We start from the raw sequence: 16,197 nt of genomic DNA, 5'->3' as shown, positions 1-16,197 counted from the left end.
CAGTGTCTCATTTGAAAAATCCGACACGCAAAACCCGTAAGGCTTTACGGCGGAGTAAGCGTGCCTTTGACTTTGAAATGCATAACATCAAAGTTGACCTGTTCTAAAGCTGTGACGCTGCTCTCGCGGCCGCCGTGCACTTCACATTTTCAATGTGAAAATGTCTGAAGGGGGAAATATGCATAACATCCCGGCACTGTGCGCCTTTCTGCTCTGCCTGCCGCTGACGGCATGGCCGCAAAGCACGCCGCCTGACGCCGCCGGACGGGAAGTTTTCACGGATTCGGCCTCAGCCATGTGCGCGGCCTGGGCCCAGCCCGCGCTTAAGCCGGGCGGCGAAAGAATGCGCCGTCTCCTGGAGGCGTTGGAGCTGGACGCCTATGTCAGCGCCCGGCACGGCGGCACAGGTTTCAACCCGCGCGATCTGGGCGCCCTGCTGGCCCGCGTGGAACGGATCTGCGCCGCACATCCCGAGCGCGGGTTGGCCGAAGTCTGGCGGGAACAGAAGAAAACCTGGCATCGCGGCCCCTGGAAAACAACCATGACCCGTTGCCGGGATATCCTGGCTGCGGGCGATCATAATGAGGACGCCTTCTTTTTCGGCATCTGGCTTTACGCCTATGATCAGGCCAGGGACGGCAGCAACATCGGGGAAGCCCTGCGGGACATGCCCGCCGGAGCGGCTGAACTGGTCTGGAAGGAATGCGCGCGCACGCCCGACGCGCCGCTGCTGGGCGTGCTGCGGCGCATGCGGGGAAAATGACCCGGTTTATGCGAGATTTCGGGAGCCGCTCAGAGCAGGGTCATATAGATGGGAATGGTCAGAGCCGAAAGCAGCGTGGACAGGGAAACCATCAACGCGCCGAATTCCGGGTCCGTGCGGTAGTAGGCGCTGAGGATGGCCGCCTGCATCAGCACCGGCAGCGAGGCCTGCATGATGAAGACCTTGCCCATAAGTTCCGGTATGGGGAAAAGGGGCACGAGCAAAAGCACCACCAGAGGGCTGACCACCAGGCGCCCGACCAGGGCCAGAACCAGATCCCGGTCGAGTTTGAGGTGCCGCAGATCCATGGTTTGCAGGGTGACGCCGATGAACAGCAGAGCCAGGGGCGTGGTCAGATTGCCCAGATATTTGGCCGCATCCAGCAGAAAACGGGGCAGATCCACCTTGAACATCACCAGGGCCAGGCCGGTCAGAAAACCCAGCATGGGCGGTGAAAAAATATGTCGGATATTGTCGCAGAGCCGTGTCCGTTCCCGGCCCTCCCCGCAGCCGTCGCTGCTGATGGCGTAGTTGCCCACGGTCCAGAAAAAAATGGTGCTGGCAAAGTAATAGAGCAGCACATAGGGCAGGGATTCCTCCCCGAACAGGGCCAGATTGACCGGAATGCCCACAAAGATGGTATTGGAATTGGAAACACAGGCGCAGAACAGGCCGAAGTGCTTTCGCTGCACATGAGCTATCCTGCCCACCACCCAGGCCAGACTGAAAGTGATGACCAGGGAGGTGAAGGGCAGCAGCGCGCCGTAGAGCATGTGCAGCAGATGGTCGCGGTCAAAGGACTGCAACAGCGTGCACATCAGAAAAGGCGGCAGGGCCACATAGGTCACCAGCCTGGGCAAAAGCATCTGGCTTTCCGTGGAAAACCAGCCCTTCCAGGCCAGAGCATAGCCCACCGCCACGACCAGCAGCAGGCCGAAAATTCCCCCCAAGGCGTGCAGAAAAACCATAGGGATTTCTTAGCGGCTTTTGCGGCTTCCGTAAACAGCCGGGGAGGGCAGGGTCATTCTGTTCTCCGTCCGTTGTTTTGCCTTCCGGGCACGGAGACTTTACGCCTCCAGCCGTTTGGGCCGCCTATCGTTGCGGCCTTCATCCGTAAGGCGGCCTTGCCGCCAACGGCTGAAGCCCGGCGCGGGCAGGAGGCCTGAAGCAAAACTCATTCACGGCCCTTCAGTACGACGCTTCCCCCGCAAAGCGTGACGCACTGCGGGGGAAGCGCACATTTTCGGACGCGGCCCGGCCTACAGCGAATACTTGCTGTTGGCGTCGCGCATCTTCTTCACGGATGCCGCCAGCGCCTCGGTGTTCAGCACCATTTCCATCATGCTGATCTGCTCTTCCCAGGCAGCGGGATCGGCTTCGCTCTTCATTTCCTCTTCAAACACATGGTACACGCAGAGTCCCAACGGGACTCCCGCCAACGGACCGGCAAAGGTGGGGTCGCCCAGGGTGACGGTTTCGGCATAGATTTCCGCCCCTTCGGGGTCGGAAGAGCCGAGCACCACCACCAGGTTTTCCGCCCCGACCTTCTCAGCGGCGTCTTTCACACGCTGCTGATTTTCCAGGTCCATGGCGCCTGCGGCGGTTCAGACAAAACATTCGGTGGCCGAGAACAGCACCTCGGCCCCGGAGTTGGCGAAGACCGCCGCCATGGCCGGACCGGGAACGCCGTCCCGTTCGCCCAGAAGCAGCAGCTTCTTACCTGCAAGTTTACCCATGATGCACTCCTTGTTGTTGCTTTGCTTGTTCCGCAACAAGCCAAGCCGTTGTTATGCCAACAGCTTCTCCGCGCCTTCCCGGATGGTGTCCAGGGTCACTTCGTCGCTGCTGATGCGCTGCACGTTTTCCCCGCCCTTGTAAAACAGAATGGTGGGCACGGCCATGACCCTGAGGGAGATGACCAGGCGGCGGTTTTCAGCCACGTTCAGTTTGCAGAATTTGATTTTGCCCTCGTACTCTTCGGCCAGCTTTTCCACCGACGGCATCAGGGCCAGGCAGGGACCGCACTGCGGGCCCCAAAGGTCCACGATGACGGGCATAGCGCTGTTGAGCACTTCCGCTTCGAAATTTTCCTTGTCCACGATAACCATAGTGCACCTCGCTGCTTGCGTGTTGTATATGCCGCAAAAGGATGGAGACATTTTCCTGGAACGTACTGATAATGAAGATTTTTGTTCTCTGCCAAGGAAGGCGAGCTGCGGGCGGAGGAGTATATTCAAACATATTCGACCTTCGCACGGAGCGAGCCTGACGCAGGCAGAGGGCAAAACCATTACTCAGCGATTCCCTTACAGATAGCCCGCCGCCGTAAGCAGCGTCCTGGCCTTTTCCAGACCGGCCGAGGCCAGCTTGACCACCGGCCCGGTGCAGCCCATGGCTCCTTCGGCGTAGATACCTTCTTTCCAGAGCACATGCACGGCGTTTTCCAGATCGAGCACGTCGATGCCGTGAATTTCCTCATCCGTGGGCACCACGGGCGGCATGACCGGCACGTCGCCGCTTCCGGCCTCGGGCCTGGGCATGAGCCCTTCCAGTTCCTCGTCCAGACCGGCGGCGCGGGCCACCCGGAGTTCCGCCGCCACCCTGGCGGGCAGGCCGCCGCGCAAGGCCTGGGCCGTGTAGCTCAGGGCATTGGCGATGACCGGCGCGCCCGAGGCCCGCGAGATGATCGACACCACCTTGTTCCAGCCCTCGCCCACGGAGGGTCCGTAGCCCCAGCCCGCGGCTTCGTAGCCGCCGCCGGTGCCGAAGGCCGCGAAGACCTTGGCCAGCACGTTGCCCGTGAGGGTGTCGCAGACGCAGACGTCCACCGCGCCGGCCAGGATGTCATTGCCGCGCAGCAACGCGCCGCCGTCCTTGCGCACGCTTTGGCCGAAACGCACGGCATAGCCCTTTTCGGCCATACGGCTGAGGGCGCGCATAACCTGAGGCGCGGCATCCAGATTGAGCACGCCCAGGCCGGGATCGGCAATGCCCATAGCCTTGGCCGTCGCCAGGCCGTACACCGCGTTGCGCAGCATGGCGCAGGCCCGCTGCGGCGCGCTGATGCCCGTGGTGGAAGCCAGGATCATGGCCCTGCCCCTGGCCGGAGTGAATGCCCGGCCCATGGTGGTCACGCCCACCGGGAAGGGATAGTGCAGGGCCACCGCGCCTTCCAGCGCGTCGGCACCTTTGGAATCAAGAGCCTTTTCCATGGCCGCCGCAATGTCGGCCTCACAGTCGGGCGTTTCGATCCAGTCCATGCCCTCGGGCAGCGGGGCGTCCGGCCGGGGGCCCAGGCCTACCACCTGAAGGCGGCTGTCCCGGCGCATGGCCGTGCCCGCGCCCAGCAGGAACTCTTCCACCGGCAGCTCACTGCCCGCGGCCATCAGCCCGATGCGATTGCGCGGGCCGCCGCCGCGCGCCGTGGCCACCAGCTCCGCCAGGGATTTGCCGATGAGGGCGCGTTTGCTTTCGTTTACTTCCGCCATGGCAGACCTCAGTTTTTCTGAAGGTTGGCGGCCAGATCGGCAAGCGCGTCCAGCAGCAGTTCGCGCACTTCGTCCTTGGTGACGCCCGCGCCCGTCGCGCCTCCGGTTTCGGAAGGAGCTTCGATCAGGAAGGACGCGCCGTCGGCCAGATTGGTCAGGCGGCCCAGGAACAGGCTGCCCTTGCCGATGATCATGGCGCGCTTGATGCTCCCGGCCTTGATGGCGTCGCGGGCATGGCCCATGTAGGGCACGCCCGAGGGGATGTGCCCCTGGGTATGCACGAAACCGGGAATGCCGTGCTCGGCCACGAATTGCGGAATCTCCTCACGCTTGAGCTGGCCTTTCATGACCGAAAGGGCCGCGATCATCTTGAAGTTGGCCTCGGGCACATTGCCCGCCCCGGCGGGCAGGGTGATTTCCGCGTTGTGCAGTTCGGGGGCGTACTTGTCCACATCCGTGAGCTTGAGGCCCAGGCGGGTCAGCGGCTCAAAGGTCAGGGCCGAGGTGATGGCCTGCGGGGCCGCCCCGGCGGCCACGGAATGCTTGCCCACGGAATCCAGGCGGATCACCGGCTCCGTGCCGTCGTCCGGCACGAGCAGCACCGCAAAGCTGCCGATGCAGTTTTCCAGGGCTTTGAGCCCCTTTTTGACGTGGTCGCGCGAGTTCATATACAGCTTGGGCAACGAACCGCCGCCCAGCACGGCCACATTCCGGCGCACGCCCGAGGCCACCATGCTCGCGCCGGCGATGACGGCCGCCGCCGGACCGGCGCAGAAGCCGCGCACGTCAAAGCCGCTGGCATTGCCGCAGCCCGCGATTTCGGCCACGGCCTTGGCCAGGTTGCCGCCGCCGCGCTGCATAACGTCGCCCACGGCTTCCTCGGAACATTCCACAACAAAGTCGATGTCCGCAGGCGCGAGCCCGCTGTTTTTGATCAAATGCAACAGGGCCAGCACGCCGCTGGCCTTGCAGGCCAGATTTTCCAGCATGACGTGGGCCGAGAGGTTTTCGTCCGTATCATGAGCCCGGCGGCAGCAGCCCACCACCCGGCCGTCCAGATACAGCGGCAGGGCCATGTGCTTTTCCACGGCTTCGGCGATTTCAGCGGCCTCATGACCGGCTTCCAGGCGGGCCAGCTGGCTCTCGCCCACAACCGGGTCCTGGGCCAATTTTTCCTTGATGCGCGCGGCAAAATCCTTGTCCAGCCAAATCAGGTCAAAAACGTCGCAGATGTCCATGAAGCCGAGAAACTCGTCTTCGGGCATGATCTCGCCGTATTTGCCGTAACGCTCGGGCGCGCCGAGATTTTCCAGCCAGGGCGCGGACGCGGCGGCCAGTTCCTCCACGCTCATGGCCCCGATATAGGTCTTGTTGGGGGCGTAGCCCGCAGCTTCCTCATAGCTCTGGGCCCGCCCGGGCAGGGCCTTGAGATACTCGGAATCGGGCTTGGCGCGACGCTCCTGGGCGGGCGTGCCGCCGTAATGCAGCGCCAGTTCCGGCGCGAAATTCAGGCAGTAGGCCGTGCCTTTGATGCCGACATTGCCCATGTGCTTGCTCCTTGTATAAAAATAGCCGCACGAGCTCCCGCTACGCCACACACGGTGCGGCGCGCCGCAACGCGGCGTGGATTCAGCCGAAAATCACATTTTTCGGCTGAATGAACCTTTGAAAAGCGAAGCGTTTCAAAGGTAATCTATTCCTGTTCAGCCAGATAGGCATAGGCGGACATGGCCGCCCGCGCGCCGTCCCCGGCAGCCGTGACCACCTGCCGCAGGGCCGTGTCGCGCACGTCGCCCGCCGCGAAGACGCCCGGCGTGGAGGTGCGCATGTCGGCGTCCGTAATGATCCAGCCCTGCTCCGTGGTTTCGCAGACGCCGCTCAGGAAGGCGGCGTTGGGCAGCGTGCCGATGAAGATGAACACGCCGTTGACGGCCACCACGTTCTTTTCGCCGCTCTTGACGTTCTTGAGCACCATGCGCTCCACCAGGCCGTCGCCCTCGATGGCTTCCAACACGCTGTCCCAGAGGGGCACGATCTTGGGATTTTTCAGGGCGCGCTCGGCCACCAGCTTGTCGGCGCGGAACTGATCGCGGCGGTGCACGATGTAGACCTTCTCCGCGAACTGGGTCAGATAGCAGGCCTCTTCCACGGCGGTATTGCCGCCGCCGATGACCGCCACCTCAAGCTCCTCAAAAAAGGCCGCGTCGCAGACCGCGCAGTAGGAAACGCCCTTGCCCGTGAATTCCTTTTCGCCGGGGCAGCCCTGTTTGCGGAAGTTGGCCCCGGTGGCGATGATCAGCGCCTTGGCCTCAATCTCGCCCTGGTCCGTGACCACCACGGTTTTGCCGCCCGCCGGGCGCAGTTCCTTCACCGTGGCGGTGCGGAATTCGGCTTTGAAATGCTCGGCGTGAGCCCGGAAGCTGTCGGCCAGCCCCACGCCCGAAGCACTGATGGTGCCGGGCCAGTTTTCGATTTCGCTGGTGATCAGGATCTGGCCGCCGGCCTTGCCCTTTTCCAGCACAAGCACGTCCAGGCCCGCGCGTTTGCCGTAGACGGCGGCGGTCAGTCCGGCCGGGCCCGCCCCGATGATGACCAGTTCACGCTGCTCCATGATGTATGCTCCCGTGGTTCCCGGCGGGCGCTGTCGCGCCCGCCGGGCCGTCATTGCTGTTGTTACGTCCGCAATTTACGTATTGAAGACCGTCTGTTCATCCACGGGAGTGGAGAGCGCCGTGAGCGCGCGCTCCACCAGTTCGCGGCGCAGGGCCTTTTCCGCTTCCGGCGAGAGTTCGGGATTGCCCAGCGGATGGGGGATGGAGACCGTGGGCACAATGCGGTTGGCCCCGATACTCAAAGAGATAGGCACGATGGTACACATGTGAACCACCGGCACGTCGGCGGTGTCCTCAATGGCCTTGGCGAGCGTTGCACCGCAACGCGTGCAGGTGCCTCAGGTGGAGGTGAGGATCACCGCCTGCACCTGGGCGTCCTTGAGACGCTTGCCGATCTCGATGCCGAAGGCTTTGGCCTTGGCCACGGCCGTGCCGTTGCCCACGGTGGAATAGAAGAGCGGATGCAGGGAGCCGATGCGGCCTTCCTTTTCCAGGTCGCGCAGCACGTCCACGGGCAGCACGCGGTCCGGGTCCTGATTGGCGTAGGTCTGGTCGTAGCCGCCGTGGGCGGTCTGATACTTGCCCTGGAGCAGATCCGTGACGCCGGTGATGTCGTATTCGCCGAAATTCTGGGCACTGGAGGCCGCGATGTGGTCCGGGTTGCCGAAGGGCACAATGCCGCCGGAAGTGACCAGGGCGATCTTGGCCTTGCTCATGTCCGCCACGGGCGGGCGCGGGGTCACGCGGTCAAAGACCGGCATGGCGTATTCCGTGGCAAAGGGCTCACCCTTGAGCTTTTTGATCAGCATGGACACGGCGCGCTCCGCGCCGGGCTGCTCATAGAACATGTTTTCGCGGATGCCCTTTTCGATCAGGCCTTCCTCGGCCGGGGTTCCCAAAGCCTCGCCCCCGAGCTGCTTGAGCAGCACGCGGGCCATGGCCGGTACGGCCTTGGCCATGCCGCGCGCGGAATCGGCGGCTTCCACAATGGGAATTTCCTTACGGAAAAGATCCACGCCGGGATTTTCCCGGTACAGGGCCGTGACCACCGGGATGTGCAGAGCCTTTTGGACCGCCGCGCAGACCGAGGCGCAGGCCGCGCCGTAGCGCCCGGCATTGAAGGCCGGACCCGCGATCAGGGCGTCGGCCTTGTATTCGCGCACGGTTTCCACCACCAGGGCGGACACTTCATCCATATGGTTGGCGAAATAGTTGTCGCCGCAGATAAAGGTCGCCACGATTTCCGCTTCGCCGCCCAGAGCGGCCTTGAAGGCCATGCCGGGACCCACAACGCCTTCGCGCACTTCAGGGCCGACGTCCGCCTTGTCCTCGCCGCCGATGCCGGCGAAAAACTGATTGATATAGTGTATGACACGATATGCCATGATCCACTCCTTCTCTGTCATTTCCGCGCTGTTTCTAACGAAGTGTCGATGTTTTTTTGGGGCTTACCGCCCCAAACCCCGTCCGGGGGGAATCATTCCCCCCGGTCCCCCTCACTTTCGAAATGTTGTTGCTTTGCAGCAACATTTCGGTAATGCGGGTGCAGGGGCATCATGCCCCTGCCGGGGGCTGGGGGGCAGAGCCCCCCATGCTTGATTATTTCAGCACTTCCCTAGAGGGTGCGGCCGCCAATACGGTTAAACCCCAATTCGCTGGTGGCGCCCATAATGGCCTGCAATTCCACTTCCATGCCGCCGTCCTCGCGCAGGGAACCGAAGAAGCCCCCGGCGATGACGTCAGCCGTGGCCGGTTCGCCGATGACCTTTTGCATGGGCGGCAAGACGATGACTTCATTGGCATTGCCGGCGGTGACGCAGGCGTCGCCCTCGGGGCAGGAGTCGGCCAGGGACTGGCTCGACCCGTCGCGCCCGGCGTATTCGTCGGTGATCAACACGGTCTTGATGCCCGCGCGCTCGGCCTTCCAGCAGTTCATGATCAGATCCGCGTCCGGGTTGCCGAAACCTTCCTCGGAAATCACCAGGCCGTCCACGCCGAGCATCCGGGCCAGCTTCACCGCGTAGGAGGAACTGCGCTTCTTGTCGGCCAGGGTAACGTTTTCATTGGTGATGATCACGCCCACGAAATTGATGTCCTTGCCGTGGTGGGCGTAGAGACTTTTGATCACCGGATTGTTCACGTGCGTGTAGGTGCTGTTCTTGTCGCAGGCCGAAACGCAGTTGCCGGAAATAATGGCCCCGTCCATGATTTCCGTGGGGCTGATCATGGTGGGCAGAATTTTTTTGACATCCACGCCGTAGACCCAGGTATCGTGCAGCAGGCCTTGGGACTGGAGCATATACAAATACGCCACCTTGGGCAGCCCGGGCCAGGCGTTCATGGCCTCGGCCAGGGGCGGGAAGGCGTAGCTCTCCACAGTGTCGGCCTTGTCTTCCTTGCAGCAGGAGGCCAGATAGTATGCCGCCTTGAGCCCGGCCCGGCGGTAGACCGCCTCCAGCTCATGCAACTCCACCCCGTCCACGGGCTCGAAGACCAGAACCACGTTGCAGGTTTTGGAAAAAGGCGTGTATGCCGCGCCCGGGCCGCTCATGTCCACAATGCCCTCCTGCGGGGCCACCAGACGGCCGGTGGTCAGCACCGCAGCGCCTTCGAGCACCAGGGTCTTGCCCTGGCCCACGGTGTCCACGTCGCCGATCCAGCCGGGAAACACCTCGCCCGGGCCTTCCAGCTTGCAGCGCGGCTCCACGGCATCCTTGCAGGGCAGGATGCGCACGCTCTCGCCGGGATGGACCAGCTCGGCCTCCACATTCCGGAGGGCCGGGTCTTCCAGCAGCAGGCTGACCAGCTCCTCCTTATTGACGGTGAGCACATGATCCCGCGCGCCGGTGCGCGGGCCCCATTCCAGCTTGCGGATTGCAATCTTATGCAGTTCCAGGTTCACGACAAACTCCTTGGGTCAGACGTCTTCGGGCGGGCCGCCCGGATGAATCCATGATGATTGTGACGCAACGGGAGGTGCCCGCATCCGTCCGCATCCCGGCATGCCCGGACCGACCGGCCCGGTTGGGAAAGGAGTCAGTGCAGGCTTTCCAGAGTGGCTTTCAGCAATTCACAGTCCAGCAGAGCGCAATCGCGGCGCATGGCCTCGGGCAGGTCGCCGGGCAGGCTTTGCCGGACCTTCGCGGCCGGGCTCTGATAGAGCTGCAGGGCTTCTTCCAGAAAATGCAGAGAGTCAGAGTCCACCGTCCCGGAGGGGGAGGGCGGCAAGAGAAGCAGGGAACGGTAGGGCTGCTGATGCGGACGGAAATTGCCGTACAACGGGTGATTGGCAAGCCGCCAGCCCTGATGCACGCGGTCGCGCGCCATGGTCAGCGCGTCGCGCGCGCCGCCGTCCAGCAACAGAACGTCCACACCCGCCGGAACGCGGGACGGAAAAGAGGGATTGTTGGTAATGAGAATCGCGCGACCGGCCACAGCAAAGCTCCCGCGTTTGCGTTGGCTCTGTCGCGCGCCGGGCGGTTCAGAGATGCGTCCGGTTGCAATCCTGATGCCTGAGAGTTTCAGCCTTGCGGCCTTGCCCCTTCGGCGACCCCGTGGCAACGTCCGGCATGCCGGTTGTGCGCGGGTGCTCTCTTGCAACTTTCGCTCGCAATTCCCCACTCCCACATTGAGAAAAAAATGTCAAGCGGCGGCCTCATAAAAAAAATAAAACATATCCGCAAATTATGCCTGGTTGAAGAACCAAACGATGGATTGCGGCGACCGGCGCGGGCTAGGCCGGGGAATGACGCCGCCCGCGCGGAATAGGCGGATTTTGTAAAATAACCGCAAAGGTACAGGAAGGCTGACGCAAAAGTATTTTTCTTTTTCACTCCGGACACAAAAAATACTCATCCTATTCATTCGATTGCCCTGGGACGCTGTCAGCCCCGGCTTCACTTTTCGGATAAGGGCGGTTATGATGCGTGCTCACAAACGCGGAAAACGCGCGCCTCTTTTCCACCAAGGAGACCAAAAGCCATGAGCGATACGTTGACTGTTGCCGTTGTGGGCGCCACGGGCGCCGTGGGTCGTGAAATGCTCAAGACGCTGCACGAGCGGCAGTTCCCGGCCACGAAAGTACGGGCCTTCGCCTCGGCCCGCTCAGCGGGCAGCAAAGTGCCTTTCGGCGAGGAGGAACTCACGGTGGAAGAGCTGAAGGAAGATGTCTTTGACGGCATCGACCTGGCCATCTTTTCCGCCGGCGGCGGCACGTCCGCGAAGTTCGCGCCGCACGCCGCCCATGCCGGTTGCGTGGTGGTGGACAATTCCGCGGCCTGGCGCATGGACGAGCGCTGTCCCCTGGTGGTGCCGGAAGTCAATCCGGAGGCCCTGGAAGAACATCAGGGCATCATTGCCAATCCCAACTGTTCCACCATCCAGATGGTAGTGGTGCTCAAGCCCCTGCACGACGCGGCACACATCAACCGCGTGGTGGTTTCCACCTATCAGGCCGTGTCCGGCACAGGCCAGAAAGGTATTGAGGAGCTGGAACGCCAGGTGCGCGACCTTTTCAACGCCCGCGACCCGGAAAACAAGGTATACCCCTACCGCATCGCCTTCAACGTGTTGCCGCACATCGACGTCTTCCTGGACAACGACTACACCAAGGAAGAGATGAAGATGGTCAACGAGACCGTGAAGATCTTCGACGATCCCTCGATCAAGGTCACGGCCACCTGCGCGCGCGTGCCGGTATTTTTCTGCCATGCGGAATCCGTGAATATCGAAACCGAAAAGAAGATCACGGCCAAGGAAGCCCGGATCATGCTCTCCCAGGCTCCGGGCGTGAAGGTTTTCGACAATCCGCGCGAACTCATGTACCCCATGCCCGCCTACTGCATCGGCGACGATCCCACCTTTGTGGGGCGCATCCGCGAGGACGAAAGCATTGAAAACGGCCTGAACCTCTGGATCGTGGCCGACAACGTGCGCAAGGGCGCGGCGCTCAACGCCGTGCAGATCGCCGAGGAACTGCTCAAGCGCGATCTGGTCCGCGTGCCGGACAAGAATGTCTTCATGCGGTAGCGCGGAGAAATATGCCATGCAGGCCGTGGATTCCGACACCTATCTGCAAGCCCTTTTGTCCGCCCCCCGTCCGGGGGCGGACAAATTCCTGGCCTTTTACGATCACCGGGTGGGATGCATCGGCACGGACCCGCGCCTCCTGCTCCTGCCCCTGGACGATCATATCTGCCATCGCGGCGACGGTCTGTTCGAAAGCATCTGTTACCGGGAGCGGAAGATCTTCGTCCTGGACGAACACCTGGCCCGGATGCGCGACGGCGCGCAGGCCCTGGACATCACGCCGCCCTGCTCCTGGGAGGAAATGCGCGCGCGCATTCTGGACGTGGCCCGCGCCTCGGGGCGGGACCACGGCGACCTGCGCGTCTTTCTCAGCCGGGGGCCGGGCGGTTTCGGCGTTTCCCCGCAGGAATGCCCGCTGGCCGGTCTGTACATTGTGGCCCTGGCCTCCAGGCTGCCCTCCGAGGAATTGTACCGCAAAGGGCTCACGGCCTTCAGCAGCGCCATTCCGCCCAAGCAGGAATATCTGGCCCGGATCAAGAACACCAATTATCTGCCCAACGTCTTCATGGCCGTGGAGGCCCGCCAAAAAGGCATGGACGTGGCCGTGACCTTTGACGAGAACGGCTTCATGGGCGAAGCGGCCATTGCCAACCTGGGCATTGTGGACGCGCGGGGCCGCCTGCGCAGCCCGGAACTGCGCCGCATCCTGCCCGGCACCACCCTGCTGGCGGCCCTCAAACTGGCCGAGGAACGCATGCCGGTCATCCAGGGGCCCATCCACAAAGAGGATATCGCCACGGCCCGCGAAATGCTGCTGTTCACCAGCGCCACGCTCTGCGTGGGCGTCACGCATTTTGACGGCAGGCCCGTGGGCCAGGGGGACTACCGGGGCCGCCCCGGCCCCACGGCCCTCTGGCTCAAAGACGCCCTGCTCGCGCAGATGCTGGCCCAGGGCACGCCTTACTGATGCGTATCCTGCTGCTCTCCCTTCAGGACGAAAATCAGGACGCCGCGCCCGACGGCTCCACGCGCGCGCGGGTCCGGCGGCTGGAGGAGGAACAGACCCTGGCCCTGGTCAGAGCCATGCGTGACGGAGGCCGCTTGGCCCCTCTGCTGGTCTGCCTCAAGGGCTCGCGCCTGCACGAGCGCGCACGCGCCCTGAATCTGCCCCTGCTGGCCGTGAGCGGCACGGGTACGGGCAATCCGCTGACCCTCTTGCGCCTCTGGAACCGGCAACGGCGGCATAAAAAGCTGCTGATCCAGACCGTGGGCGAGGAAGCCCTGGCTCTGGGCCGCCGCGTGCTGCGCATGCGCCCGTCCGGCAGCGCGCTGCTCGCGCACGCCTTCTTTTTGCGGCCGCCCGCGCCGGAACGGTGCAAAAGCAAAGAGATGCGCGCCGCCCGCTATATCCTCTGCGGTTCCAAACACGTGCAAAACCGGATTCTGGCCGCCTGGGAACAAGCGCCCGATGCCGCCGCGCCCGTCGTTCCCCCTATCGTTCCCGCAGACGCCCTGCCCCTGCTGCCGCCGGGTATCTGCCTGGAAGGCTTTGATCCGCCCAGCCCGTTCCGGGAGGAAGAAGGGCGGCACTTCATTTTCGGCATGGGGGAAAGCCTTGCGCCGCGATCCGGCGCGCAGTTGGTGGCGCGGGCCATGGCCGCCATCTGGCAGCGCGACGACCTGCCCCCCTGGGAAGTGCGCATGCTGGGCGGCGGTCCGCGTTTTCAGGAAGTGCTGGAAGAGGCCGCCGCCCTGGGTGTGGAATCGCGCCTCTGCCTGCTCAACGAACAGTACGCGCCCGATGTGCTGCGGAATTGCCACGCCTGGCTCGCGCCGGGTTCCTCGCCCGAGGAAGCGCCGGAGACGCTCTGGTCTGGCTTCGCGGCGGGCCTGCCGGTCATTTGCAGCCGAAGCGGCCTGCACCTGGAACGCCTGGGCGGCCCGGACCAGGCGCAGAACGCGGCCCTGACCGTGGAGGAAAACGATCCCCAGGCTCTGGCCAAGGCCATGATCGAAATCATGCAGGATGCGGAGCCGCGGCACAGACTGGCGCAATGCGGCCGCGCGCTGGCCCCGTCCACCGGCCTGCAGCACATGGCCGACCAGGCTTGCGCCCTGTTCGAAGCCTGGCTGCGGGCTCTGGGGACCGGCGCGCCCGCCCCGGCGGAGAAAACTCCGGATACGCGGGAGCCTGTGGCGGCCCAGCGCGACGAATCGTCTTAGAGCGGATTACCGTTGCGATACTCCACAATGAGTCTTTTTGCGCAACGCCCGCTTCGCCGTTTACCGGCGCGAATAAATTGCGCTTACGCCTCTGTGGCGGGCGTCTGCTCACGCAGCCGCCAGAGCAATTTCAAAGTGAACGTGCTCTAACCTCCAGCCTTTTTCAGGACACCCATGAAGTGTAAAATCTGCAAGGCCCCGGCGGCCGTGGCCCTTAAAAGCCATAATGCCGCCTTCTGCCCGGACTGCTACAAGGATTTTTTCGCCCGCCAGGTCGCGCGCGGCATTGAAGGCCAAAAGCTCTTTACCCGCGACGAGCGTATTCTGGTGGCTCTTTCCGGCGGCAAGGACTCCCTGGCCCTAATGCTGGAGCTGGCCCGCCAGGAGTACAACGTCACCGGCCTGCACATCGACCTGGCCATCCCCGGCTCCTCGGCGGCGGCGCGGGGAGTGGTGGAGCGTTTCTGCGCCAAGCACGGCCTCAAGCTGCTGGTCAAGGACATGGCCGCCGAGGGCCTGCCCATTCCGGCGGTCAAGGAACGCCTGCACCGGCCGATCTGTTCGGCCTGCGGCAAGATCAAGCGCCACTTCTTCAACAAGGTGGCGCTGGACGAAGGCTTTGACGCCCTGGCCACGGGCCACAACCTGGACGACGAGGCGGCCCGCCTGTTCAGCAATACCCTGCGCTGGGACACGGCCTACCTTTCGGATCAGGGCCCCCTGCTGCCCGGCGAGCACGGCTTTGCCCGCAAGGTCAAACCGCTCTGGCGGCTCACGGAATTTGAAACCGCCAACTATGCCTTTCTAATGGGCATTGAAAACCATTACGCGCCCTGCCCCTACAGCCCCGGCGCCAGCTTCACCGTGCTCAAGGGCTTGCTGCAACGCCTGGAAACGGCCATGCCCGGCCGCAAACTGGATTTCTACCAGGGTTTTCTGGCGCGCGGGCGCCCCGTCTTCGCCCGGCGCGAGGCCGAGGAGGGCGTGGAACTGGCCCCCTGCCCGCAGTGCGGCTATCCCACCTCTTCCGGCGATCTCTGCGGGGTTTGCCGGATACGGGAGGCGCTGCGGGGCGAGTAGCCTTGCCTGCCCTGCCCCTAGGGTCATTCTGTTCTCCGTCCGCTGTGTTATTCTGCCCTCCGGGTACGAAGGCTTACGGCGTGCCGCCGTTTGGGCCGCCTCCGGCGCGGACAGGGGTCGGGAGGCGTGAATCCTCCGTGTCCGCAGGGCCCGGAGTACCTCATCCGCATGACAAGCCCATAGCACAAGTACCTTTGAAAAATAACCCGCTCTAAATACAAAATCACTCTGCCGACGGCAGGAGAACAGAATGGCCCTGCCCCGCGCGTATTGCCCCCCCGCCGCCAAGGCGCTATCCTGCGTTTTATGAACATCCTGCGCAAAGCTCTGCAACGGGGCCTGACCCCGAGCAATATCATCAGCTATGTCTGCCTGGAGAGCATGCGGCTCTGGGGCGCGTTCTGGGGCACAGTGCGCCTGCGCTGCAAGGCCGCCCTGCTGGGCGTGGCCGTGGGGCCGGGCACGCGTGCCCACGGGCCCGTGGGCCTGTTGCGCTGGCCGGGCGGCAGCATCCGCATCGGCGCGCGCGCCAGTCTGATTTCCTCCCGGCGGCGAGCCACGGCGGCCAGCCTGTACGCGCCCGTGCGCCTGCGTGTGTTCGGGCCAGGCGCGGCCATCGAAATCGGCGAGGGCGCGCAGCTCAGCGGCACATCCGTCACCGCGCGCTCGCAACGCATCAGCATCGGCCGTCAGGTTCTGCTGGCCCCCAACTGCGTAATTGTGGATTCGGATTTCCACGCCCCCTGGCCGCCCGAGACCCGCGCCACGGAACCGGGCCTGGAACGTGACGCGCCGGTGAGCATCGGGGACTACGTCTGGATCGGCATGAACTGCCTGATTCTCAAGGGCGTGAGCATCGGCGAGGGCGCCATGATCGGCGCGGGCAGCGTGGTGACCCGCGACGTGCCGCCCTTTTGCCTGGCTGCGGGCGCGCCCGCGCGCGTGCTGCGCCGCCTGGGCCCGGAGGACGCCATGCCCGGCTCAGAAGGCCGGGGAGCCTGAG

The 16,197-nt window shown here is 63.8% G+C and carries 15 protein-coding genes and 1 riboswitch; of the genes, 6 read left to right on the top strand and 9 right to left on the bottom strand.

From position 1 onward, the window contains the following. Positions 1-178 precede the first annotated feature (178 nt). Positions 179-763, top strand: a complete 585-nt coding sequence (locus tag HMPREF0326_RS04390; RefSeq protein WP_020990245.1) for a hypothetical protein — start codon at positions 179-181, stop codon at positions 761-763. 29 nt (positions 764-792) lie between these two features. Here the strand turns inward: HMPREF0326_RS04390 and HMPREF0326_RS04385 are convergent, their stop codons facing one another. The 9 genes from HMPREF0326_RS04385 to HMPREF0326_RS04335 all read right to left on the bottom strand — a co-directional run bounded on the left by HMPREF0326_RS04385 (position 793) and on the right by HMPREF0326_RS04335 (position 10,298). Beyond that, a complete protein-coding gene (locus HMPREF0326_RS04385) occupies positions 793-1,731 on the bottom strand; it encodes an AEC family transporter (RefSeq protein ID WP_008683209.1) in 939 nt (312 codons plus the stop codon). Positions 1,732-2,022: 291 nt separating this feature from the next. Continuing rightward, complete coding sequence (gene grdA / locus HMPREF0326_RS04380; RefSeq protein WP_083522096.1) at positions 2,023-2,499, bottom strand: glycine/sarcosine/betaine reductase complex selenoprotein A; 477 nt, start codon at positions 2,497-2,499, stop codon at positions 2,023-2,025. Between the two features lie 51 nt (positions 2,500-2,550). Continuing rightward, positions 2,551-2,871, bottom strand: coding sequence for a thioredoxin family protein (locus HMPREF0326_RS04370; protein ID WP_008683207.1), 321 nt, complete (start codon positions 2,869-2,871; stop codon positions 2,551-2,553). A gap of 198 nt (positions 2,872-3,069) precedes the next feature. Then, the gene (grdD, locus tag HMPREF0326_RS04365) at positions 3,070-4,251 is read right to left on the bottom strand and encodes a glycine/sarcosine/betaine reductase complex component C subunit alpha (protein WP_008683206.1); all 1,182 of its coding nucleotides are present in this window, start codon (positions 4,249-4,251) and stop codon (positions 3,070-3,072) included. Positions 4,252-4,259: 8 nt separating this feature from the next. Then, positions 4,260-5,798: a glycine/sarcosine/betaine reductase complex component C subunit beta gene (gene grdC, locus HMPREF0326_RS04360; RefSeq protein ID WP_020990244.1), complete on the bottom strand. Its 1,539-nt coding sequence runs from the start codon at positions 5,796-5,798 to the stop codon at positions 4,260-4,262. A 146-nt stretch (positions 5,799-5,944) separates the two neighbouring features. Continuing rightward, positions 5,945-6,862: a thioredoxin-disulfide reductase gene (trxB, locus tag HMPREF0326_RS04355; RefSeq protein WP_008683204.1), complete on the bottom strand. Its 918-nt coding sequence runs from the start codon at positions 6,860-6,862 to the stop codon at positions 5,945-5,947. Positions 6,863-6,937: 75 nt separating this feature from the next. After that, positions 6,938-8,248, bottom strand: coding sequence for a glycine reductase complex selenoprotein B (grdB, locus tag HMPREF0326_RS04345; protein WP_083823266.1), 1,311 nt, complete (start codon positions 8,246-8,248; stop codon positions 6,938-6,940). A 230-nt stretch (positions 8,249-8,478) separates the two neighbouring features. Continuing rightward, positions 8,479-9,765, bottom strand: coding sequence for a glycine/sarcosine/betaine reductase component B subunit (locus HMPREF0326_RS04340; protein ID WP_008683201.1), 1,287 nt, complete (start codon positions 9,763-9,765; stop codon positions 8,479-8,481). Between the two features lie 134 nt (positions 9,766-9,899). Continuing rightward, positions 9,900-10,298, bottom strand: coding sequence for a GrdX family protein (locus tag HMPREF0326_RS04335; protein WP_009302561.1), 399 nt, complete (start codon positions 10,296-10,298; stop codon positions 9,900-9,902). Positions 10,299-10,353: 55 nt separating this feature from the next. After that, positions 10,354-10,470: riboswitch (glycine riboswitch) on the bottom strand. A 374-nt stretch (positions 10,471-10,844) separates the two neighbouring features. Here HMPREF0326_RS04335 and HMPREF0326_RS04330 point away from each other — a divergent pair. The 5 genes from HMPREF0326_RS04330 (at position 10,845) to HMPREF0326_RS04310 (ending at position 16,196) form a co-directional block, all read left to right on the top strand. Further along, positions 10,845-11,891: an aspartate-semialdehyde dehydrogenase gene (locus HMPREF0326_RS04330; protein ID WP_008683199.1), complete on the top strand. Its 1,047-nt coding sequence runs from the start codon at positions 10,845-10,847 to the stop codon at positions 11,889-11,891. A gap of 16 nt (positions 11,892-11,907) precedes the next feature. Next, complete coding sequence (locus HMPREF0326_RS04325) at positions 11,908-12,858, top strand: aminotransferase class IV (protein WP_008683198.1); 951 nt, start codon at positions 11,908-11,910, stop codon at positions 12,856-12,858. Next, a complete protein-coding gene (locus HMPREF0326_RS04320) occupies positions 12,858-14,114 on the top strand; it encodes a glycosyltransferase (protein ID WP_008683197.1) in 1,257 nt (418 codons plus the stop codon). The genes HMPREF0326_RS04325 and HMPREF0326_RS04320 overlap by 1 nt, the downstream gene beginning before the upstream one ends. Positions 14,115-14,288: 174 nt before the next feature. Beyond that, complete coding sequence (locus tag HMPREF0326_RS04315) at positions 14,289-15,194, top strand: ATP-binding protein (RefSeq protein WP_008683196.1); 906 nt, start codon at positions 14,289-14,291, stop codon at positions 15,192-15,194. Positions 15,195-15,500: 306 nt separating this feature from the next. Beyond that, the gene (locus HMPREF0326_RS04310; RefSeq protein ID WP_020990243.1) at positions 15,501-16,196 is read left to right on the top strand and encodes an acyltransferase; all 696 of its coding nucleotides are present in this window, start codon (positions 15,501-15,503) and stop codon (positions 16,194-16,196) included. Position 16,197: the final 1 nt, after the last annotated feature.

Origin of the sequence: Desulfovibrio sp. 3_1_syn3 (genome assembly GCF_000145315.2) — a bacterium.
GTDB classification, from domain to species: domain Bacteria; phylum Desulfobacterota; class Desulfovibrionia; order Desulfovibrionales; family Desulfovibrionaceae; genus Desulfovibrio; species Desulfovibrio fairfieldensis.
The sequence above is the reverse complement of the archived record's forward strand: the minus strand, read 5'-3'. Positions and strand labels throughout refer to the sequence as shown.